15 protein-coding genes and 1 tRNA gene are annotated in these 22,707 nt (G+C 62.7%); 3 read left to right on the plus strand and 13 right to left on the minus strand.

The window, feature by feature from the left end; translation table 11 throughout:
• Window positions 1–10: 10 nt before the first annotated feature.
• The 12 genes from zntB to RRF64_RS07855 all read right to left on the minus strand — a co-directional run bounded on the left by zntB (window position 11) and on the right by RRF64_RS07855 (window position 12,666).
• Window positions 11–1,015, minus strand: a complete 1,005-nt coding sequence (gene zntB / locus RRF64_RS07800; RefSeq protein ID WP_323845272.1) for a zinc transporter ZntB — start codon at window positions 1,013–1,015, stop codon at window positions 11–13.
• Window positions 1,016–1,033: 18 nt separating this feature from the next.
• A complete protein-coding gene (locus tag RRF64_RS07805) occupies window positions 1,034–1,906 on the minus strand; it encodes a D-hexose-6-phosphate mutarotase (protein WP_323845273.1) in 873 nt (290 codons plus the stop codon).
• A 22-nt stretch (window positions 1,907–1,928) separates the two neighbouring features.
• Window positions 1,929–2,348, minus strand: a complete 420-nt coding sequence (locus tag RRF64_RS07810; protein WP_323845274.1) for a GFA family protein — start codon at window positions 2,346–2,348, stop codon at window positions 1,929–1,931.
• A complete protein-coding gene (locus tag RRF64_RS07815) occupies window positions 2,341–2,991 on the minus strand; it encodes a hypothetical protein (protein WP_323845275.1) in 651 nt (216 codons plus the stop codon). Before RRF64_RS07815 ends, RRF64_RS07810 begins: the two co-directional genes overlap by 8 nt.
• Before the next feature lie 151 nt (window positions 2,992–3,142).
• Entirely contained in the window at window positions 3,143–5,269 is a 2,127-nt protein-coding gene (gene pnp, locus RRF64_RS07820; protein ID WP_323845276.1) for a polyribonucleotide nucleotidyltransferase, read from the minus strand.
• 243 nt (window positions 5,270–5,512) lie between these two features.
• The gene (gene rpsO / locus RRF64_RS07825) at window positions 5,513–5,782 is read right to left on the minus strand and encodes a 30S ribosomal protein S15 (protein WP_193161507.1); all 270 of its coding nucleotides are present in this window, start codon (window positions 5,780–5,782) and stop codon (window positions 5,513–5,515) included.
• 190 nt (window positions 5,783–5,972) lie between these two features.
• Window positions 5,973–6,929, minus strand: a complete 957-nt coding sequence (truB, locus tag RRF64_RS07830) for a tRNA pseudouridine(55) synthase TruB (RefSeq protein ID WP_323845277.1) — start codon at window positions 6,927–6,929, stop codon at window positions 5,973–5,975.
• Window positions 6,930–6,932: 3 nt separating this feature from the next.
• Entirely contained in the window at window positions 6,933–7,403 is a 471-nt protein-coding gene (gene rbfA / locus RRF64_RS07835; protein WP_323845278.1) for a 30S ribosome-binding factor RbfA, read from the minus strand.
• A 161-nt stretch (window positions 7,404–7,564) separates the two neighbouring features.
• On the minus strand, window positions 7,565–10,288 hold the full coding sequence (infB, locus tag RRF64_RS07840; RefSeq protein WP_323845279.1) for a translation initiation factor IF-2: 2,724 nt from the start codon (window positions 10,286–10,288) through the stop codon (window positions 7,565–7,567).
• Between the two features lie 75 nt (window positions 10,289–10,363).
• On the minus strand, window positions 10,364–11,866 hold the full coding sequence (gene nusA, locus RRF64_RS07845; RefSeq protein WP_323845280.1) for a transcription termination factor NusA: 1,503 nt from the start codon (window positions 11,864–11,866) through the stop codon (window positions 10,364–10,366).
• 45 nt (window positions 11,867–11,911) lie between these two features.
• Window positions 11,912–12,376 (minus strand): ribosome maturation factor RimP, encoded by a 465-nt coding sequence (rimP, locus tag RRF64_RS07850; protein WP_323845281.1) that lies wholly within the window; start codon window positions 12,374–12,376, stop codon window positions 11,912–11,914.
• Between the two features lie 213 nt (window positions 12,377–12,589).
• Window positions 12,590–12,666 (minus strand) — tRNA-Met (locus tag RRF64_RS07855).
• A 380-nt stretch (window positions 12,667–13,046) separates the two neighbouring features.
• Here RRF64_RS07855 and RRF64_RS07860 point away from each other — a divergent pair.
• From RRF64_RS07860 to RRF64_RS07870, 3 genes are all read left to right on the plus strand, one after another.
• A complete protein-coding gene (locus RRF64_RS07860; protein WP_323845282.1) occupies window positions 13,047–15,143 on the plus strand; it encodes a TonB-dependent receptor in 2,097 nt (698 codons plus the stop codon).
• A gap of 3 nt (window positions 15,144–15,146) precedes the next feature.
• On the plus strand, window positions 15,147–16,304 hold the full coding sequence (locus RRF64_RS07865) for a PepSY-associated TM helix domain-containing protein (protein ID WP_323845283.1): 1,158 nt from the start codon (window positions 15,147–15,149) through the stop codon (window positions 16,302–16,304).
• Window positions 16,305–16,488: 184 nt separating this feature from the next.
• A complete protein-coding gene (locus RRF64_RS07870) occupies window positions 16,489–17,358 on the plus strand; it encodes a universal stress protein (protein ID WP_323845284.1) in 870 nt (289 codons plus the stop codon).
• A gap of 79 nt (window positions 17,359–17,437) precedes the next feature.
• Here the strand turns inward: RRF64_RS07870 and RRF64_RS07875 are convergent, their stop codons facing one another.
• The gene (locus RRF64_RS07875; RefSeq protein ID WP_323845285.1) at window positions 17,438–22,684 is read right to left on the minus strand and encodes an OmpA family protein; all 5,247 of its coding nucleotides are present in this window, start codon (window positions 22,682–22,684) and stop codon (window positions 17,438–17,440) included.
• Window positions 22,685–22,707 lie beyond the last annotated feature (23 nt).

The following is a 22,707-nucleotide window of genomic DNA, read 5'->3' on the forward strand; positions in this document are numbered from 1 at the left end:
TTCCTTGTCCTCAGAACCATTTTTTCCAGCGGAAAATAACCAGCTGCAATGCCACCGCCAGCAACAGCAGGCCGCAGAAGGCGGCAAAAGCCCAGGGCGATTCCGCGCCCGGAATTCCGCCCACATTGATACCGAGCAGACCGGTGAGAAAGCCCAGCGGCAGGAAGATCGCCGCAACCACGGACAGTACGTACATGCGACTGTTGAGCTGTTCCGAATTGCGGCTCAGCAGCTCCTCCTGAGTGACCGCGGCGCGCTCGCGCACCGCGTCTATGTCCTCGATATGGCGCAGCAGGCGGTCGCTCACTTCGCGCAGCTGGATACGGCTCCCTTCATCGAACCAAGTCACCTTCTCCACCAGCATGCGCGACAGCGCTTCGCGTTCCGGCGCCAGGTAGCGGCGCAGCGTGATCGTCTGCTTGCGCAGCTGCGCCAGATCCGCGCGCAGCGTCGCGCTGCTGGCCTCGAGCACGCAGTCTTCGAGTTCGTCGATCTTGTCCTCGAAGGACTCCACGGTATCGCTCATGCGCCAGACCAGCAGATCGGTCAGCGACGTCACCACCCCCGCGGAACTAACCGGCCCGCGCCCCGCGCGCAGCCGCTCCAGCAGGTCGCTCACCGACAGCAGGCGGCGCTTGCGGGTACTGATCACACGGTTCTCTTCCACCCACAAGCGGATGGAGACCATGTCCTCGGGCTGGGATTCCGGATTGAGATTGACGCCGCGCAGGGCAATCAGCAGACCGTCCCCGATCGCCGTGGTGCGCGGGCGGGTTTCCTCGGTGAGCAGCGCATCGACCACCAGCGGTTCGAGACCACTGCCACTGCGCAGCCACTGCTGGACCCCGGCGTCCGTATAGTCGAAATGCAGCCACAGCAGGCCCTGCTGCGGTTGCCAGTCCCGAACTTCGCTCCAGGCCAGATCTCTGCCTCCGCCTTGGCGATCGAGCAGATAGGCGTGAATCAGGCCGCGCTCCACGATCGCCTGTCCCGTTGCTTCGCCGATGCTGTCCATGCGTGCCTCCAGGTTTGCCTAACGCTGCAAAATCAGCGCCGCCTCGGCCTGCGCAGCGGGCGCCAGCTGCCAGCTGCCGGCGAACGCATTGCCGTGTTCCACGCAGACAAATTCACCGTAGTGCTCGCCCACATCGGCCAATGTCGCCGCCAGCTCGGCGCCCGGATTCCAGGTGATCACAGTGCGGCAGTTGTCGCTGTAGCAATCGATCGGCGCAGAAGTCAGAATCCGCTGATGGGCAGGCGCGTTTTCAAAAACGCGATCCACCTCTCCGGGGAAAGTCAGCGGACCTTCCTGGCGGAATCGCGCCAGTTCGCGCGTATTATCCAGGTAATCGGTATGTTCCAGCCCGTGCACTTCGATTTCTCGCACGCTGGCCACCGGGAAATAGGTGTGCCAGGCCCAGCTGTATTCGGCAGTCTCTTCTGAGAGATTTTCCAGTCGCAAATGCAACTGCAGTTCGCGGCCCAGCCGCATCCTGAATTCGCAGAAAAATGGTGCGGCGAAAAGCTCGCTGCCAGCGTGTCGGAACGTAAACACCAGCTCCACGTCACCATGCTCCAACTCCTTCGCTCCGGCAAGCTGCCAGGCCTGGGTGCGCACCAGACCGTGCTTGGGTTTGGCGGGGTCGCGGCGGTGGATACCGAACCAGGGCAGGCACAGGGGAATGCCGCCGCGCACTGCTTTGCCGGCTTCAAACTGCGCCTCGGGGCTGAGCCAGAGCAGCGGCTCCCGATCCGCCGCCTGGAACTCGAGCAGCTGGGCGCCCTGTCGGGCGATGACCGCACGACACAGCGGCGTCTGCACCAGTAGCAGATCCAGCCCGGGCTTGCCGTAGACGGCACCGCTGTCGGTGCAACTGAGGAAATCGGTTCGGATCTGCTCACTCACGGTTCAGTAAATTCCCTGTTATTCAATCGCTGTTTTTCGCTTTGCTGAGGTGCGCCAGTTCAGCGGCATTTTCCTCCCAGTGCTGACCATCGAATGGCTCGACGATCACCCCTGGCGGTACCGTATCGAGGCAACGCAGATTAATGCTGTAGCCATCGGGATTGGAGCGGGGGACATAAAAGGATTTCACTCCGCAGTGGCTGCAGAAATAGTGTTTTGCCACGCCGGTGTTGAAGGTGTAGCAGCTGAGGTCCCCCTCTCCCTGCAGCAGTTCAAAATCCGCGGCGGGGACAATCAGGTGCTGAAAGCCGACCATCTGGCACATGGAGCAGTTGCAGGCGTGCGCCACCAGGGGCTGGCCGGCTTGGTGTCGGAAAGTGGCCCGGAAACGCACTGTACCGCAGTGACAGCCGCCCTCCAGCTCAGTAGAAACATCAGTCATCGACGCGCCCTCCTCCGGCGAATAGTGGTCGGGCGCACAGCAGCGACAGGGCGCCCGCGGCGAGTAACAGGTGGAACCAGTTCATCCTGGCCAGCCCCAGTACACGGGTCGCACTGGTGCCGACAACGAGCCCCGCCACTATCACCAGCGCAGCGCCCGCAGCCAGCAGCAGTGCCGGTGAGCGGGTCAATGTGCGCGCCGAGCCCAGCTCCAGCAACGCCACCAGCAACCAGAGTAAGAGCCCGATCGTGGAGTACAGGCTACTCACGGCCTGTGGTGTCAGGACTGCGGATTCCGCCGCACCCAGCGCCGAAGCAATCACGAGTACGATGGCGACATAAGCCGGCGTGCGACTTTCCCGCCCCAACGGCAGGCCCAGGCGCGCCCACAGCATACCGAGGCCAATCAGCAAAAACGAGAGCGTGCCCGACAGTCGCGACAGTGCGCGGTGCAATTCGGTAACTCCGGGATCAATGCCGTACCGATAGGCGCCAGCTGCGGCGGCCAGGGCGAGGCAGAGCAGACCGGCGACGACCAGCAGGGCCGGCGACTGGCAGCGCTGGCGGGCGATATAGCAGTATTGATTGGCCACCAGCATTGCGGCCAGGGCGAGCAGGATTTCTGCGAGCCAGAAGTTGTGCAAGGTATTTCCCCTTTGTTCTTTAAAGGGAATTCTAACGGGCAGCGGCGGTGGGTGGCGAGTGATCCGTGGTCGGTGGTCGGTGGAATACTGATCTCAGACCAGCGAGCATAAAAAAACCCGGCGGCTGCCGGGTTTTTTTCGCTCAGGAGAATCAGCCTTCGTCGGAAGCCTGCTTCGCCTCTTCGGCTTCTTCCGCCTGGTCGGCCTTGGCCTCCTTGATGGAGAGCTTGATACGGCCGCGCTGGTCGACGTCCAGCACCTTCACGAACACCTTCTGGCCTTCGCTCAGGTAGTCGGTCACCGCATTGACGCGCTCTTCGGCGATCTGGGAAATATGCACCAGACCGTCCTTGCCCGGCAGGAAGTTCACGAATGCACCGAAGTCGACGATGCGCACCACGGTGCCCTCGTAGATGGCGCCGATCTCGGCTTCTGCGGTGATCTCCTCGATGCGGGTAACCGCCGCTTCCAGGCTCTCGCCATCCTCGCCGAACACCTTGACGGTGCCGTCGTCCTCGATATCGATGGACGCACCGGTTTCCTCGGTGATTGAACGGATGGTCGCGCCGCCCTTGCCGATCACGTCGCGGATCTTGTCCGGATGGATCTTCAGGGTGGCGTAGCGCGGCGCCTTTTCATTGACGGTCTCGCGGGATTTGCCGATCACCTTGTTCATTTCCGCCAGGATATGCAGACGCGCCTGCAGGGCCTGCTCCAGAGCGGTTTCCATGATCTCTTCGGTGATGCCCTCGATCTTGATGTCCATCTGCAGCGCGGTCACGCCGGAGGCGGTACCGGCCACCTTGAAGTCCATGTCGCCGAGGTGGTCCTCGTCACCGAGGATATCGGTCAGGACCGCGTAGCCGTCCTCTTCCTTCACCAGGCCCATGGCGATACCGGCCACCGGCGCCTTCAGCGGCACACCGGCATCCATCAGCGCCAGGCTGGAGCCACAGACGGAGGCCATGGAGCTGGAACCGTTGGATTCGGTGATCTCGGAAACCACGCGAATGGTGTAGGGGAAGCTGTCCGGATCCGGCAGTACCGCGGCGATACCGCGACGGGCCAGACGGCCGTGACCGATTTCACGGCGGCCGGTGGCACCCACACGACCCGCCTCACCCACAGAATAGGGCGGGAAGTTGTAGTGCAGCATGAAGTAGTCTTTGCGCTCACCTTCCAGGGCATCGATGATCGCCGCATCGCGGGTTGCGCCCAGGGTGGCAACCACCAGCGCCTGAGTTTCGCCGCGGGTAAACAGCGCAGAGCCGTGGGTTCGCGGCAATACGCCGACTTCGACACTGATCGGGCGCACGGTCTTGGTGTCGCGACCGTCGATACGGGCCTCGCCGCGCACCACCGCGCCGCGCACGATTTTCTTCTCCAGCTTGCCGAAGTAAGCCTTCACCAGGTCTTCGGAAACTTCCTCACTGGCCAGAGCTTCCACCGCGGCGCTGCGCAGTTCGCCCAGGCGGGTAACGCGCTGTTGCTTGTTGGTGATCTTGTAGGCCTCTTTTACCTGCTCACCGAACTGGTTCTCGAGGGCGCCTTTCAGCTCTTCGTTCACTTGCGCCGGCTGCCAGTCCCAAGTGGGCTTGCCGGCTTCGGCTTTCAGCTCTTCACAGACCTTGACCACGGCCTGCATTTCCTGGTGGGCGAACAGCACCGCACCCAGCATGATGTCTTCCGGCAGCTCGGCCGCTTCGGATTCAACCATCAGCACTGCGTCTTTGGTGCCCGCGACCACCATGTCCAGTTCGGAGCCTTTGAGCGCGGCGTAGCCCGGGTTCAGCAGGTAGCCATCCTGTGGCGTATAGCCCACGCGCGCGGCGCCGATGGGGCCGCCAAACGGGATACCGGACACAGACAAGGCTGCGGAGGTGCCGATCATCGCGGCGATATCCGGATCCATGTCTTTCTCGGCGGACAGCACGGTGATCATCACCTGCACTTCATTCATGAAGCCGTTCGGGAACAGCGGGCGGATCGGCCGGTCAATCAGACGGGAGGTCAGTGTCTCTTTCTCGGACGGACGGCCTTCGCGTTTGAAAAAGCCTCCGGGAATCTTACCGGCCGCATAGGCCTTTTCCTGGTAGTGTACGGACAGCGGGAAGAAGTCCTGGCCGGCTTTCACGTCTTTGGCGCCGACAACGGTACACAGAACGACGGTTTCACCCATGGTAACCAGGGCTGCACCGGTGGCCTGACGCGCTACGCGGCCAGTCTCGATGGTGACCTGGTGTTGTCCGTACTGGAAAGTTTTGCTTACTGGATTCACTAGTTTTTTTCCTATTTCCTTACGGTTACTGGCCCATTCCAGCAACCCCTGCAGTTTTTGCCTTGCGGCGCCCCTGGGAACGCCGAGCTCCAGCTCGGCAATACAGTTACAGGGCAAACCTCCAAAGCAAAAATATTAGCGGGCCTGCGGCCCGCATGCCGAGCTGGAACTCGGCGCTCCCGGGAATTCACCCCCCGGGAGGTAAAAAGAAGAATGCCCGCCAGTGGCGGGCATTCCAGGGTCTTAGCGACGCAGGCCGAGCTTGGCGATCAGCTGTGCGTAGCGGTTCAGATCCTTGCGCTTCAGGTAGTCCAGCAGCTTGCGGCGCTGGTTTACCATGCGGATCAGGCCACGGCGGGAGTGGTGATCCTGCTTGTGCGCAGAGAAGTGACCCTGCAGTTTGTTGATGTTGGCGGTCAGCAGGGCAACCTGGACTTCCGGGGAACCGGTATCGCCTTCGGATTGGCCGTGCTCTTTCAGGATGGCTGCTTTTTCAGTTGCAGTCAGTGCCATAACGAATTACCTCGTCGTAATATGCTTTGAAGATTCGGCTGGCCCGTGCATATTTACAGACCAGCTAACGGTTTACGGCGCTTGCGCCGTTTTTTCTGTAGGAGCGGCGGGGCGGCCATCCGCAGGTGGCCGCGAATTGCGGGCCTGCGGCCCGTTGCCGAGCTGGAGCTCGGCGTTCCCAGGAGGCCTCCTACAGGTTGCTTACCAGACGCCGCGGGGCGACCCGCCCGTCATCGGTAATCTCTCCTACGCCCAGAAAATCGCCACTTTCCAGGAAGAGGCGCACCATATCACCTTCTTCCCCTATACGGTAGACCTGCAGATCCATTACCGGCTGCCCCTGACGCACATAGTAACCGGAGTCATCCGGCAGTATCAGTTTGGGCAGCGAGGCGGCGGGAGAATCCACCGGCAGCAGGTGGTGATCGAGCAGTTCCGCCCGATCCTCGCCGCGCTCAGCGGCCAGCTCTTCCAGCGTGATGGCGTCCGTCTCCTCGAAGGGCCCGGCGGCGCTGCGGTGCAGCTGCTCCACATAGGCGCCCACGCCCAGGGCCTGCCCCAGGTCCTCCGCCAGGCTGCGGATATAGGTGCCCTTTGAACAGTGCACCTCCACTTCGACGCGCGGCTGTTTATCCGGCGTGAGGGCGCCCGGCGTGAAGCTCAGCAGCTCGAATTCGAAGATCTCGACTTCGCGCGCCTCGCGCTCCACTTCCACGCCCTGGCGCGCCAGCTTGTACAGCGGCTGGCCCTTGTGCTTGAGCGCCGAGTACATGGACGGCACCTGCTTGATGCGACCGCGGAACTGCTCCATGGCCTTTAGCACCGCCTTCTCGGTCAGGCCGGAGGCGTCGCGGGTCTCAAGCACGTCGCCGTCGGCGTCACCGCTGGCGGTAGTCATGCCGAAGCAGAAGGTGCTGCGGTAGCGCTTGTCCGCATCCAGCAAGTACTGGGAAAACTTGGTCGCCTCGCCGAAACAGATCGGCAGCACGCCGGTGGCGAGCGGATCCAGCGCACCGGTGTGGCCGGCGCGGTTGGCGAAAAACAGGCGTTTGGCTTTCTGCAGGGCGTCGTTGGCGGTGATGCCGGCGGGCTTGTTCAGCAACAGCACACCGTGAACCGGCCGGCCCCATTTAGGTCTGCGGCCCATGAATCACTGACTCCCACCGTCCTTGGTGGTCGCCCTACGGGCGCCGTCGGCGTCCAAATCCGCGCCTGCGGATTTGTCTTCGCCTGCATCGCTGCTGTCGTCGGCATGGTGCTCGCGATCCGCTTTCACCGCCTTGTCGATCAGCGCGGACAGTTCCTGACCGCGCACGGATGTCTCGTCGTAGCGGAACTGCAGACGCGGAATCGTGCGTATTTGAATGGCGCGCGCCAGCTGCGTGCGCAGGAAACCGGCGGCCTTGTTCAGCACCTCCATGGAGGTGTTGATCACAGCGCGGTCGTCCTCGCCGACGAAGGTGACATACACCTTGGCCACAGTCAGGTCGCGGCTCACCTCCACATCGTTGACATTGACCATGCCCAGACGCGGGTCGCGCACTTCCTTTTGGATCAGTTGCGCCAGCTCGCGGCGCATGGCGTCGGCGACGCGGTCGGCGCGATAGAATTCTCTTGCCATTGGTTACCTATGGGACTGGCTTCGCTACTCATCAATCCGGCGCCATTCCGGCGCAGAGCCTGTGCTGGGCTTGAGCCGGTACCGGAATCCAGCAGTCCCCGGCGGGGAAACTGGACCCCGGCCTGCGCCGGGGTGACGAGCTGGTTAATTTCGCCGCGAACTTACAGTTCGCGGGCAACCTTAACGATATCGTAGACCTCGATCTGGTCGCCGGGCTTGACGTCGTTGTAGTCCTTAACGCCAATACCACACTCCATGCCGTTGCGCACTTCCTGCACGTCGTCCTTGAAGCGGCGCAGAGACTCCAGTTCGCCCTGGTAGATCACCACGTTGTCGCGCAGTACGCGTATCGGCTTGTTGCGGTACACGGTGCCCTCGGTGACCATACAGCCGGCGATGGCGCCAAACTTGGGCGAGCGGAATACATCGCGCACTTCGGCGATACCAACGATATCCTCGCGCACTTCCGGTTCCAGCATGCCCGACAGGGCCTGCTTCACTTCGTCCAGCAGGTTATAGATCACGCTGTAGTAGCGGATCTCCACCCCTTCCTGTTCCGCCAGCTTGCGCGCGGCGACGTCGGCACGGGTGTTGAAGCCGATCACGATGGCGCCGGAGGTCAGGGCCAGGTTGATGTCGTTCTCGGCGATACCGCCCACACCACTGGACACCACGTTCACGGACACTTCCTCGTTGCCGATATCGGCCAGTGCACCCAGGATAGCCTCCAGGGAGCCGCGCACGTCGGCCTTGATGACCACCGGCAGCACTTTCCGCTCACCGGCTTCCATATCCGCAAACATGTTTTCCAGCTTGGCAGCCTGCTGGCGCTGCTGGCGCTCGATGCGCTCTTTGTCGGCGCGCTGCTCGGCCACTTCGCGGGCCTTGCGCTCGTCTGCGACGACCATGAACTCGTCACCGGCGTTGGGTGTGGTATCCAGACCCAGCAGTTCCACCGGTGTGGACGGGCCGGCCTCTTTGACCTGCTGACCCAGTTCGTTGGTCATGGCGCGCACGCGGCCGTAACTCTGACCGGCCAGTACGATATCGCCGCGATTCAGCTCGCCGTTCTGCACCAGCAGTGTGGCGACCACGCCGCGGCCTTTCTCCAGACGGGATTCGATCACCACGCCGGTGGCCGGCACGCCGACTTTGGCCTTCAGTTCGAGCATTTCCGCCTGCAGGGAAACCGCCTCCAGCAATTCGTCGATACCCTGACCGGTGTGCGCGGACACATTGATGAACTGCGTGTCGCCACCCCAATCTTCCGGAATCACGTCCTTCGCTGCCAGCTCGTTCTTGACCCGGTCCGGATCGGCCGCTTCCTTGTCGCACTTGTTGATGGCGACAACCAGCGGCACGCCGGCAGCGCGGGCGTGATTGATGGCCTCTTCGGTCTGCGGCATGACGCCGTCGTCCGCGGCCACCACAAGAATCACCACGTCGGTGGCCTGGGCGCCGCGCGCGCGCATGGCGGTAAAGGCGGCGTGCCCCGGAGTATCCAGGAAGGCGACCTCACCCTGGCTGGTCTTCACCCGGTAGGCACCGATATGCTGGGTGATGCCGCCGGCTTCGCCAGAGGCAACCTTGGTCTTGCGGATATAGTCCAGCAGCGAGGTCTTGCCGTGGTCGACATGGCCCATCACTGTGACCACCGGCGCGCGGGAAACTTCTTCGCCCTCGACTGCCTGGGCTTCGGCCACCAGGCTCTCTTCCAGTTCGCTCTCGGAGCGGAAGACCGCCTTGTGCCCCATTTCCTCAATGATCAACACAGCAGTGTCGCGGTCCAGGCTCTGATTGATGGTGGCCATCTCGCCCATTTTCATCAGGCGCTTGATCAGCTCACCGGCCTTGATGTTCATCTGTTTGGCCAGTTCGCCAACGGTGATGGTTTCACCCAACTGTACTTCGTACACCTGCTTTCCTGTCGGCCTCTTGAAGCCGTGGGTTGGTTTGATTTTCAGCGTCGGACGGGACAGCGAGCGGGTGCTGCGCTTCTCCGCTTCGTCGTCTTCGAACGCTTCCAGCGCCTGCTCATACAGCGTAGTCCTGCTGGTTTTCTTCGGGCCGGACTTGGCGCCGCGACGACCGCGGCGTTTGCGCGGCTCGTCCTCGTCGCGCTCCACTTCCACTGTTGTTGTTTCCAGCTTGCGGCGCAGCGCCGGCTTGACCGCTTCGGCCTTGGCCTTTTCTTTCCGCTCCTCTTCCGCGCGCTGGCGATCAGCCTCCAGACGGGCCTTCTTCTCTTCCAGCTCGCGCTCTTCCTGCTCGGTCTGCTGCTTGCGTCGCTCCATGGCGGCGATGCGCATCGCCTCTATGTCGTCCACATAGCTGGTGCGAACCGGGGCCGCTGTTTTTTCTGCCGGCGCCTCGGGCTCGGCGGCAGCTTCCGCTGCGGCGGGTTTCTCAACGGCAGCTTCGACTGCGGCCGCCTCGCGCGCAGCCCGGGCCTCGGCTTCGGCGCGGGCGCGCTCGGCCTCGGCCTGTTCGGCGCGGGCCTGCTCCAGCGCGGCCTGCTCGGCCAGAGCCTTGTCCAGCTCCGCCTTGGCCGCCACCTCTCTGGTCTCCTCCGCCTCAAGCTCTGCCTGTGGGCGCTTCACATAGGTACGCTTCTTGCGCACCTCCACGTTCACGGTCTTGCGGCCGGTGCCAGAACCGGTCTTCAGCGTGGTGGTGGTCTTGCGCTTCAGGGTGATTTTGCGCGGTGCAGATTCCTGCTCCCCGTGACTGCTTTTCAGGAAGTTGAGCAGGACCTGTTTTTCCTCGTCCGACACCACCGCATCCGCAGTTGTGTGGGGCAAACCCGCTTCCTTCATCTGCTTGAGCAGACGATCCTCGGTGGCACCAACCGATTTGGCGAGTTCGCTAACTGTTACTTCGGCCATTCTCTCTCCTAAAGTCACTTGGTCGGAGGGGTTTCATAATTGTGTTTTGCGCTTCTTTCTGTATTGCGCGAATACTTATGCTTCTTCGCCGCTGTCGTCGGCAAACCAGGGCTCGCGCGCCTTCATAATCAGCGCGGCGGCGCGTTCCTGGTCGAGACCTTCGATATCGAGCAGATCGTCCACCGCCTGCTCCGCCAGGTCTTCCATGGTGGCAATGCCGCGACTGGCCAGCAAGTAGGCCAGATGACGGTCCATGCCATCCATATTCAACAGATCTTCCTGCGGCTCGGAGGCATCCAGCTGTTCTTCCGAGGCCAGTGCCTGGGTCAGCAGGGCGTCTTTGGCGCGGGCGCGCAGCTCCTCGGCAATCTCCTCGTCGAAGCCCTCGATGGAGAGCATCTCTTCGATGGGGACATAGGCCACTTCTTCCAGGGTGGTGAAGCCCTCGTCCACCAGCACCGAGGCGACGTCTTCGTCGATATCCAGGCGCTCCATGAAAGTCTCCATGATGCCGCTGGATTCAGCCTCCTGCTTGTTCTGCCAATCATCAACGCTCATCACGTTGATCTGCCACTGGGTCAGCTCGGACGCCAGGCGGACGTTCTGGCCGCTGCGGCCGATGGCCATGGCCAGGTTCTCCTCGGCCACCGCCACGTCCATGGAACCGGCATCCTCGTCTACCACGATGGATTCGATATCCGCCGGCGCCATGGCATTGATGACAAACTGGGCCGGATTGTCGTCCCACAGCACGATATCCACGCGCTCGCCAGACAGTTCGTTGGAAACCGCCTGCACGCGCGCACCGCGCATGCCGACACAGGCGCCGACCGGATCGATGCGGCCATCGTTGGTGGTCACGGCGATCTTGGCGCGCAGGCCCGGATCGCGAGCGGCACCCCTGATCTCGATGACCTGCTCGGCGATTTCCGGCACCTCGATGCGGAACAGCTCGATGATCATTTCCGGGCAGGAGCGGCTCAGCATCAGCTGCGGGCCGCGCGCCTCCGGCTGGATTTCCTTCAGGATGGCGCGCACGCGGTCGCCGAGGCGGAAAATCTCACGACCCACCAACTGGTCGCGGGGCAGGCGCGCTTCGGCATTGCCGCCCAGGTCCACGGCGATAAAGTCGCGGGTCACCTTCTTCACGGAGCCGCTGACCAGGTCGCCGACGCGGTCGCGGTACTCGTCAACCACCTTGGCGCGCTCGGCCTCGCGCACCTTCTGCACGATGACCTGCTTCGCAGTCTGCGCGGCGATACGGCCGAACTCGACGTTCTCCACCTGTTCGCGGTAGACGTCACCGGACTTCAGCTCGGGATCTTTTTCGTGCGCCTCTTCCAGCGTGAACTGGGTACCCAGTTCCGCCAGGGTATCGTCATCCACAACTTCCCAGCTGCGGAAGGTGTCGTAGTCACCGGTCTTGCGGTTGATGATGACTTCGATGGTGGAATCCTCGTCATAGCGCTTCTTGGTGGCAGTTGCCAGTGCCGCCTCGATGGCCTGGAAGATAATTTCCTGGTCAACGCCCTTCTCGTTGGATACCGCCTCGGCTACCAGCAAGATCTCTTTGTTCATGCAGCTGTGCCTCTAAATCGCCTGACTTCAGGCTCTCAATACAAGTTACTTGGTAAATTGGGGAATTACGTTTGCCTTCTCGATGCTGTCGATCGGCAACAGGTATTCGTTTTCGCTGTCTACGCGCAGCACCACTTCATCGCCCTCGACACCGGCCAGCAGCCCGCGCCACTTGCGCTGGCCATCCAGCGGCATGCGCAGGCGCACCTCGATCTGGGCGCCGACGAAGCGCTGGTACTGGTCCAGCTTGTACAGAGGGCGATCCATCCCCGGCGAGGAAACCTCCAGGGTGTAATTGCTACTGATGGGGTCTTCCACATCCAGCACGGCACTCGCCTGGCGACTGACTTTCTCGCAGTCTTCCACCGTAATGCCGTCTTCGGAGTCGATGTAGATGCGCAGCAGCGCGTTGCGACCGTGGGTCTGGTATTCGACACCCCACAGCTCACAGCCCAGCGATGCCACTACCGGTGCCAGAAGCTCTTCCAGCAGTTCGCGTTTGCTCGCCATTTACGTCACCACACTAGTCGGCGGGATGGCCGCTCTGCACAGGCCACATGCCGCCCCGAAGGGAGAGAGGCGCAAGGAATGCACCCCGTAAAACAAAAAATGGGCCCGCGGCCCACTTCGAAATGTACCTGCACATTTCCTGCAGATACGAAAAAGCCCCTGACGGGGCTTTGACCGCACATCCGCACAGCCAGTATGCGCGGACGCAAAATTTGGTAGCGGGGGCAGGATTTGAACCTACGACCTTCGGGTTATGAGCCCGACGAGCTACCAGGCTGCTCCACCCCGCATCAACTCTGAGAAACGAAGCCTGGTTGTCTTCGCTTCCCTGCGGCGGGTTTCCCCAACCGCTCAAGAGGCTGCGCATTCTAGGGGCGCTGCCCCGGTGAGTCAAGCCACATTTGGCATTTATTTTCACCTCGGCCAAAGACAGCCCCGGTCCCGCCAAAACACTCGGCCCGCGAATGCCCAGAGGCGTCTCGCTGAACATTATAGATAGCGTGAAGAAAAACTCACCGAAATAAATTGTCGCCCCCGCCACCAAAATACAGCGAATGCAATTGATACAAATTCTCATTTCAATTAGTATCGCCGCCCGTTCGAGCCGATCTGCCTCGAGCCCCCAAAGGGTTCCCGCCCTGCCCGCAATCACAGTTTCAGGAGTTCCAGCATGCGCTGCACAAAAACCACTCTGGCGCTGGCCGTTTCGCTCGCCGCCAGTACCGCTCTGGCGAACGACCGGCAGATTGAAGAGGAAATAGTCGTCACCGCCAGTCGCACAGAGAAGCCGCTCTCCAGCATTCCCAACACTGTGACCCTGATCGACGAGGCAGAGCTCGCCCAGCAGATGGCCGCCACCAGCGATCTGTCCACCATCCTCGGCAACCTGATCCCGAGTTTCTCTCCCAGCCGCCAGAAGATGACCAGCTCCGGCGAGAGCCTGCGCGGCCGCAAACCGCTGTACCTGATCGACGGTATCCCGCAGTCCAACCCGCTGCGCGACGGCGGCCGCGACGGCCACACCATCGACCCGCTGATGCTGGAGCGCGTGGAAGTGATCCACGGCGCCAACGCCATTCACGGCATGGGCGCGTCCGGCGGCATCATCAACCTGGTGACCCGCACCCCCAGCGACGAATTCCGGCAGAGCGTGCGTGTCGAGTCGGCACTGCAGCCCGACGAGCCGGGCGACACCCTGGGTTACAACGGCAGCTACAGCATTTCTGGCAAATTGGATGCGGTGGATGTGCTCGCCAGTGTCAGCTACCGCAGCAGCGGTATCAGCTACGACGCCAACGGGGAAATTGTCGGCTTCGACAACACCCAGGGCGACACCATGGACAGCGATTCCATCAACGCCTTCGTCAAGACCGGCTACAGCTGGGACGACCAGCGCGTACAGTTGACCGTCAACCACTACCTGATCGAGGGCAACAACAACTGGCTGAGTGTCGACGGCGATATCGACGCGGGCATTCCCACCACCGCCATCGAAGCGGAGGTACCGGGCAAGTCCCCCTCCAATGAAGTGACCACCATCAACCTGCAGTACACCAATGAGGAGATCCTCGGTCAGAAGCTGCGCGCGCAGGTGTTTTCCCAGGATTTCGCCGGCACCTATGGCGGTACGCCGAGTGGTACCTTCCAGGATCCGGCCTACGGTGACGAGGTGTTCGACCAGTCACAGAACAATTCGGAAAAGCGCGGCCTGAAACTGACCCTGATCAAGGACCGGATCGCCGACGCGCCGCTGAGCCTCGCCTACGGTGTGGACCTGCTGCAGGATGAAACCTGGCAGCAGCTGATTCTCACCAACCGCGCATGGGTACCCCCAACCCAGTACAAGAACATCGCGCCCTACGCGCAGGCCGAGTTTAGCGGGATCGACCGCCTGACCCTCACCGCCGGCGTGCGCCATGAAATCTCCGAACTGAAAGTGGACGATTTCACCACCCTCTACTCCTATAACGGCGGCCAGTTCGTCAAAGGCGGCAACCCGGAGTTCAGTGAAACGCTCGGCAATATCGGCGCCACCTTTGCGATCAGTGGCGCCTGGCGGGTCTATGCCAACTACTCCGAAGGCTTCTCGATGCCCGACGTGGGCCGGGTACTGCGCGGCATCAACCAGCCGGACCAGGATGTGGAAAGCTTCCTCGACCTGCAGCCGATCCTGACCGAGAACCGGGAGCTGGGCCTGGATTTCAGCGCGGACAAATTTGCCGCGCAACTGGCCTACTACACCTCCGACTCCGAATTCGGCCAGCGCCTGGCACTGGGCAGCGACGGCATCTACAGCGTGAGCCGCGAACAGACCGAAATCGATGGGATCGAACTGCGCGGTCAGTGGTTTGCGACCAGCACCGACACGCTGGAAGCGCGCTACGCGTACACCGAAGGCCGCTATGACTCCAACGATGACGGCAGGGTGGATACCGACCTGGACGGCCGCAATATCGCGCCGAACCGCGTCAACCTGAGCTGGGCCCGCAACTGGACCGATACCTTCAGCACCCGTCTGCAGGCCAACTGGCTGCAGGACCGCGACTTCGAGAACAGTGCCGGCGAAGTGACTAAAGAGTTCGATGGCTACACCATCATCGACGCCAGCGCGCAGCTGCAGGCCCTCGGCGGCGAATTTGCACTGGGCATCCAGAACCTGACCGATGAAGACTACTTCACTTACTACTCCCAGACCGCGGGCAACGATATCCGCAACTTCAAGGGGCTGGGCCGCAACGTGAACCTGTCCTACTCGAAGGTTTTCTGATCCGTGCGAAGCAGTCTTTTCATCCTGCACAAGTACGCGGGCCTTACGCTGGGCCTGCTGCTTGCGCTGATCGGCATCACCGGCAGCCTGCTGGTGTTCGACCACGCGCTGGATGAGAAGCTCGCACCGGAAACCGTCACCTTCAAACCTTCCGCACGCCCAGCCACATACACGGAAATCTTTGCCGCGGCGCAGGCAGCGGTTCCGGGACAGCCGGAACCCACCCGTCTGATGACACCGCGCCAGCCCGGCAGTCCATTTGTCGTGCGCTTCCCCAAACCCGAGGGTGCCCCCGGCCCGATTGAAGTCAGCGTTTCCCCGACCGATGCGGAAGTGCTGGCAGTGCGCGGCTGGGGCACAGCCGACTACACCATGACCTGGATCTACCGCCTGCACTACACCCTGCTGGCGGGAAACACCGGCAAAACCCTGGTGGGCTTTATGGGCCTGCTGCTGATGCTGTTCTGCATTACCGGAGCCTTGCTCTGGTGGCCGAAAAGAAGCAGAAGCGGCAGAAGGCGCTGGCGGCGCGCCTTGACGATTTCCCGCAGCGGCAACCGCTTTCGATTTTATTTTGACGTGCACAGGGTATTCGGGATTTATTGTTTGCCGCTGCTGCTGCTGAGCAGTTTTTCCGGCGTCACCCTGGTATTCCCCCAGCAAGTGCGCGCAGTCGTGGACACCTTCTTTGCCACCGAGCCACTGGCGCCCCTGCCGGGCTCGCTCGCCGACCAGGGGCAGAGAATCTCTCCCGATCAGGCGGTGGCCATAGCGCGGACGGCGTTCCCCGGAGGCGAGCTGAAACGTATCTATCTGCCCGCGGACAACACCGACAGCTACGGCATCACCTTTCGCGCTGCAGGCGAGGCCTGGACCAACTACGGCGCCAGCTTTGTACGCCTGGATCAGTATTCCGGGGAAATCCTCCTCACGCAAAACGTCACCGAACTTCCGCTTGGCAACAAAATCCTGCGCTGGCAGTTTCCCCTGCACAACGGTGACGCGCTGGGTGTCGTCGGACGCTGGTTAGTACTGATCGCGGGGCTGATACCGGCGCTGCTGCTCGCTACCGGCAGCTACCTGTGGTGGAAGAAACGGCAGCTGGCAAAGAAAGCGCGGCGCGCAGAGCCTGCCGGCGCGGCCGCAGTACCTTCGTGCTGAGGTCCAATACTGCGCCTACCCGAACCACTGTCGACGGCCCCCAAAGCACCCCTCTCCTTCCAGCCGCCGCCCGATCTCGTTGATGCCTCCGCAAAGAATCACGCCGGATTACTGATCTGGATCAAGACCGCGCGCGCAACTAGCATTAGCATCAATAAAAACCGGCGCATAAAGGGATAAACCCGTGAAAAAAATTCTCGTGATTCTCGATAAACCCAAGCATGAACAAATTGCCCTGCAGCGCGCGGTGGAGCTGGCCGGGGCCACGGGCGCGCAGCTGCACCTGGTAAGTTTTGCCTACGAGTCACAGGTGAACCTGCCCGGTGTGCACGACACCCCGGAAGACCTGGTGAAGACGATGGTCAGCGGGCGCGAGCGCTGGCTGATGGAACTCGGCGCCCAGCACCCGCTGCCCGCGGACACGGTAACCGAGGCCGTATGGCACTACAGTATCGCCAACTGGACGCTCGAGAAGCTGGCACAGGACTCGTTCGATCTGGTCATCAAAACCGCGCAAAAGCAGTTTGGCCGCGGCGGTTTCGGTTCCATCGACTGGCAGCTGATCGAGCGTTCACCGGTGCCACTCTGGCTCGCGGTCGCCACGCCATGGGTAAAGCGCGAGCGCCTCGTGGCGGCACTGGATCCTTCCGTGGACAGCCCGTTGCACAAGGAACTCAACCTGCGGGTGCTGACCGCCGGCGATCGGCTGGCGCAGCTGCTGGGCGCTAAACTGGAAGCGGTCGCCTGCCTGCCCGGCCCCGGCGTTTTCGAGGAGCTGGGGCTGACACCCAGGCAGGACACCGCCGCAGAACAGCAGCGCGCCCTGCGCGCGTACCTGGAGGTGGTGATCCGTGACAGTGGCGCCAACTGCCGTGAGTTGCACCAGGTTTCCGGCAAGCCGGCGCGCGAGGTCAATCGCGTTGTCGACCGCAACAAGGCGCGCCTGATGCTGGTCGGGCGCGGTGTGCGCAAGGGCGCCGCCGGTTTGCTGCTGGGCAATACCGCGGAGCGGATCCTCGCCAAATCCAACACCGATGTGCTGATCGTGCCCTGAGCCGCCGGACCGCCGATCTTCCGGCGGCTATGGCCCTTTGCCGGACCGCCCGCCCCACGGGCGGCGGTCCGCAGGCATCTTACAGTTTGCCGATCACATTCAGGAACACACCCTGGCTGTCGTAATCCAGCTGCGTCAGGTCATCCGAGAAATCGGTGAAGTTGTACCCCACCCCCACCTTCAGGTGCTTGCCCATATGCCGGTAGAGGCCAATCAGGGCGCCGCTTCTGCGGTCCTGGGCATCCGGCAGGTCGAGCATGCGGCCCTCGATCAGCAGGTCCCAGCGGTTGACGAAGTGCCAGTCGGCGCGCAGTACGTACAGGCTGGCGCGGCTGTCGAAAAATTCCGGGTCCTGGCGATCCAGGCTCAGCTGGCCGAGGCGGTAGGCGTACTTGGCCCCGAGGGTCCAGCGGCGGCTGATGTCATAGCTGGTGTCGACGGAGAAGATGTGGCTCTTCTGGATAAATTCCGCCGAGGTATTCTGTACCGTCACCTGGTCCCGGGTCGGCACATTGTAGAAGTAGGTGTACTTCAACAGCGTGTTCAGGCGATCGCTGTGCACCGGGCGGTAGGCGTAGCCCATCACCGCCTCGGTGAACTTGCCGTCGTAGAACTCGCCCTGGGAGCTCTGGCTGTCGGAGTAATTCAATTTCCCGACTAAGCGCCAGTCCGGATTCATCTGGTAGCTGAGGGTGTTTTTCAGCAGCCAGGTGTTGCGCTCGGACTCGGTCACCGTGTCCTCATCCACCGGTGTCTCCATCGCATCGGTGCGGTATTCCACCGCGGATGCGAGGCGGATGTCGCCATCGCTGAAGCCCATGTTGAAGCCTACCGCGCGGCGATCCGTCTGTGCGCCGGTGCGCGGATCCTCCAAAGTGCCCGCCTCGACGCTGGTGCCGTAACTCCAGCTGTCGTTTGGCGCCAGGTCCATGCCCAGCGCGTGGGTCAGGCCGGTGGAGACGTCGCCGTGGCTGTACTGCTCCTCGCCGTAGATGCTGAGACTGTCGGAGTAGCGGCTGCGGAAGCCACTGCTCATATTGCCCTTGCGTGCGCGCAATCCCGTATCGGTGCGCTCGTTGTCGAGGGTGTAGTTCAGGTAGAGGTTGGTTCTGTCGGTGACCAGATAATCGGTGCCCAGCCGCGCGGCGGTGCCGGTATCGCCGCCGGACAGTTCGCTGTCCAGGGTCAGCCGTTCACTGACCCGGTAGGCGCCGCCGAAACCGGCGCGGTTGTTTTCCTCGCGGGTGCCGGTGACCTCCACGGTGCCCTGCACGAAGCCGAAGGCACTCCAGTTTTCACCGGAGTCGTAGGCGGCCTCGAGCGCCATATCGGTTCTATCGCCCTGGGTCTGGGTCGCCGGCACCACCGGCGAGAAATCCTCGCGGCTGTCGGCGCGGGCACCGGTGGAGAGGCGCCAGTTGTCGTTGAGGCGGTAACCCACCATCAGGTCCAGGGCGCTGGTCTGCAGGCCGTACTCCTGCTCCTTGCTGTCCGCCTTCAGGCCGACGTCGAAGCGCTCGCCGACCGGTACATTGACGCTGGCGCCGGACTGGGTGGTTTCACCGGTGACAAACTGGCCCGGCGCGGAGAAGCCGGCCTCGCGCTGCTGGTGGTAGAAGGTACCGGAACCGCGCGCGCCTTCGACAAAATCGCCGAGCTGCAGGCTGCCTTCAATTTTTGCAGCGCCCGCCACGGCGTCCGGATCCAGCGGCTGTTGCTGCTGGTTAAAGGTGAAGCCGCCGTCGTAGGAATTGACGCTGTCCAGGTTGCCGCCCTGACTGTCCGCCACTTCAATTTTGAGCCAGCTGCCGGCGCTCTTGCGCAGGGTCAGGTCGACGCCCTGCAGGGACGTCTCGTTGTCCTCCTCGTCCTGCTGTGTGCCGCTGATACCGAGTTTGACGTAGTCGCCGAGCCAGTAATGGGCGCGGCCGCCGACGGCGAGCGTGTCCATCTCCTCGAAGCCCGGCGTGTACTCGTAACGCGCCACCAGGAACTGCGGATTGCCGTTGTAGGAGCCGTCCTGGATCAGCAGGTTGTCGTTGGCGAGTGCCGACAGGGGTTTGTTCAGCAACACGCGACCCTGGATGTAGTCGATATCGTAATCGATCACCGGGGTCAGGTTCTTCACCCCCAATACCAGGCCGGAATCCTTGTCCCGCACCTCGACGCGCAGGCGCTCGGAACCGCTCAGCAGATCCTGGTGGCGCAGGAAATACAGCGAGCCGCCGGTACCCCGGTATTCGTCGCGCCCGGCGATGGTGCCGGGCTCGGCACCGAAGGCGTCAACCTGGAAGCGCTTCTCGCCGAAGCTGGTCATGGCGTCACTCTCGAAATGACCATTGGCGCCGTAGAGGGCGCGGTCGATATGGGCCAGTTCGTTATCGGTGTAAGCCGCCTTGAAATTGCCCCACAGGCCGTAGTCGTCGTACTTGGACATTTTCACGTAGAACTTGCCGGACGTCGGAGCGTCCTCGACCACGGTGGAGTCGTCGCCGAAAGTCGGGTAGTAGAGATCGCTGTCCAGGCGGCGGAAGAGCGCGTCGGGGGATTTTTCCAGGAAGTTGGAGAAGATCTCGTCTACCGGTCCCTCTTCGGTATCCGCGCTGGCGGACAGGCGCCAGCCGTCGCCGAAACCGCCGCTGGTGTAGAACGCCAGGCGGCCGTCGTAGCTGGCGGAATTGTCGTAATGGGTCTCGTCGCCGGTGACCAGCGCCGCCGGGCCGTTGGTCTTGTCGTAACCGATGGTCAGGTCGGCGATGCCGACGGTAAACCAGTCGTTGCCGGCAAACTGCAGGTCGCGCAGAAACAGCTCGCCGTTGCCCTCGGGGTCCAGCACCGCCACTTCCACCGTGTGCATGCCGCGGTCGAAGATCTGCTCGGCGACAAACTGGCCCTGTTCGTTCACCGGCACCGGGTTGCCGGCCAGCCACACGGTGTGATCCTGCGGAATCTGGCCGCCGTTCACCAGCACCGTATTGCCGTCCAGCGCTATGCCTCTGCGCGCCAGGCGGTTCTCGCCGTAACCCACCAACAGCTCGGTATCGGCATCGCCGGATTCGGTGGGCGCATCGACGCTGTCCGCCAGCCACAGGGACTGCGCACGCGTCTCGTCGTAGCGGCCCTTGTCGTCGTAGACGCGCAACAGATACTGCAGTTTCTTCAGCGGCGCCTGGAATTCGGCGAACTCCGCCTGCCACTCGCCCGCGCCGTTCTCATCCAGCGCAACCACGGCCAGCGGCGCGTCGCGCAGGGACTGCTCCTCCTCGAACAGACGCACTTCGGCGCGCTCAATGAATGACGGGTAGTTGCTGTAGCTCTTGAACTGCACACGACTGTCCGCAATGTCCGTGTCCGGATCGTCCGCGTAGCGGATGGTGCTCGGCCAGGCGGTGACGTTCAGGCGCGGCTGCATTTTCTTGTTGTCGAAGCGGAACTGGATATTGGCGCTGTCCAGGGCCACGTCGGTACAGCGCTGCAGGTCGGCGGAGTTCTTGTAGGGGTCGTACTCCGGGCTGCCGTCCACGGTGATGCGCATCAGGTTCAGCGCATAGGGGTTGTGGGCCAGCGCCTCGCGCTCGATACGCTCGATTTCCAGCCGGTCTTTGTCCGCGAGCACCGCCAGCTCGTCGTAGAGCACCTGCACTTCGACGCGGGCGCCGTCCAGCTGGATAAAACCGGTGGCCACCACATCGTCGGACTGCACGTAACCGCGGCCCTCGAACGCCACCTGCTCGTCGCCGAGCTGCAGTTCCCGCTGCGCCTGCTCCATGGCGCGACGTGCGCGCGCACTGGACAGGCCCACGTCGTCGCCGTAGACCATCGCCTCGCGGCGCTCCATGCGCTCGTTGTCGCTGTAGCCGATAAAGCTCAGACGCACATTGGCCTTGCCGGCAACTTCCGCCATGGCATTGCGCATCTGCATCAGCTGCGCCTGGGAGATCAGCGGATCACCGTTATCGAAGCGGATGGGCGGAATCGGGCCCGTCGGGGATTCGTGGGCGATGGTAATGGTTTCCGCACCGGCCGCTTCCGGACAGGCCTGCACGCCATCGCCGGCGGTTTCCAGCGGGTCGTCGTACCAGAATTCCACTTCCACGCGGCGGTTCAGCGCACGCCCCTTGGGCGTGTCGTTGGCGGCCAGCGGCTGGGTCGCGCCCTTGCCGCTGCTGGTCACCATATATTCCGGCAGCCCCAGTGTATCGCGCACCGCCAGTGCCACTCTTCTGGCCTCGGCGCGGGACAGCGCCATAAGGTCGCCGTACAGCTCGGCCGGCCCCTCCGGCAGCGGCAGCGCATCGGTGTGGCCGACGAAGTGAATCACCAGATTGTTCTTGTCGGCCAGATTCGCGCGCACCTCGCGGATGCGGCGCACGAAGGCCTCGGGCAGATCCACCTGCCCGGCTGCGAGCCGCAGCGGCGTGACCAGATTTTTCAGGCGTGCGCGCTGCTCGCCGCCGGCCGTATAGTGCAGACGGCAGACGGTTTCCTGGCGGCACACCTTGACCCGGTTCAGTGCCAGCGCCTCGGCGCGGGCGCGCTCCGCCATGGCTTCGGCATCCAGCGCGTCGTAGCTGACCTGCACCTGCACGCGGCGGTTCAGCTCGCGCCCGGCAGTGGTGATATTGTCCGCGACCGGCTCGGCATCGCCGCGCCCCTCGAACGAGACTATTTCCTCCGGCAGCTCCAGTGCCAGCTGGAAGAACTCCGCCACCTGCTGGGCGCGGGTGCGGGTGAACTCCTCTTTGTCGGCAAACTCTGCCAGCTGCTCCTCACTCAGCGGATCGCTGTCGGTGTGGCCGATAAATTTCAGCTTCAGGTTGGGCTTTTCGCCCAGCTCGGCGAGTTTCTCCTTCAGCGCGTCGATCGAACCCGTGTCGACTTCGTCGTCCACCGACCGGAACAGCAGCGGCTCGATAAAATCGTCCTCGACTACCGGCTCCGGCGGCTCGACAAAACTGGTCGCGTCCTGCACCCACTGGCGACGCGGCTGGCCGAGCAGCATCGTCTCGGTATTGTTGCCGATCGGCTTTTCTTCGTACTCGACTTCCGGCGCTTTGTTGGCTGAAGGCGCTTCAACTTCCGGCGACAGGCCGGGGATCTTCTGCCACACCTGCCACCAGGATGTGTCAGGTTGTGCGGATTCTTCAGCGTCCTTTGCATGGACTGGGAGCGCGAGCAGCAGGGCGAGCGCAGTTAAATGCGGAATGCGGAACGCGGAATGCGGAGTGAACCGCGCCACCATTCCAGCAGGAGCCTGCTTGCCCTCTACTCGATCGCGGTTCGCCTGCAAGCAGCTGTCAGCACAGGTAGATACCTCTTCTTTCATTCCGCATTCCGCATTCATCATTC

The sequence above is a fragment of the Microbulbifer magnicolonia genome, from assembly GCF_035117725.1.
GTDB lineage: Bacteria > Pseudomonadota > Gammaproteobacteria > Pseudomonadales > Cellvibrionaceae > Microbulbifer > Microbulbifer magnicolonia.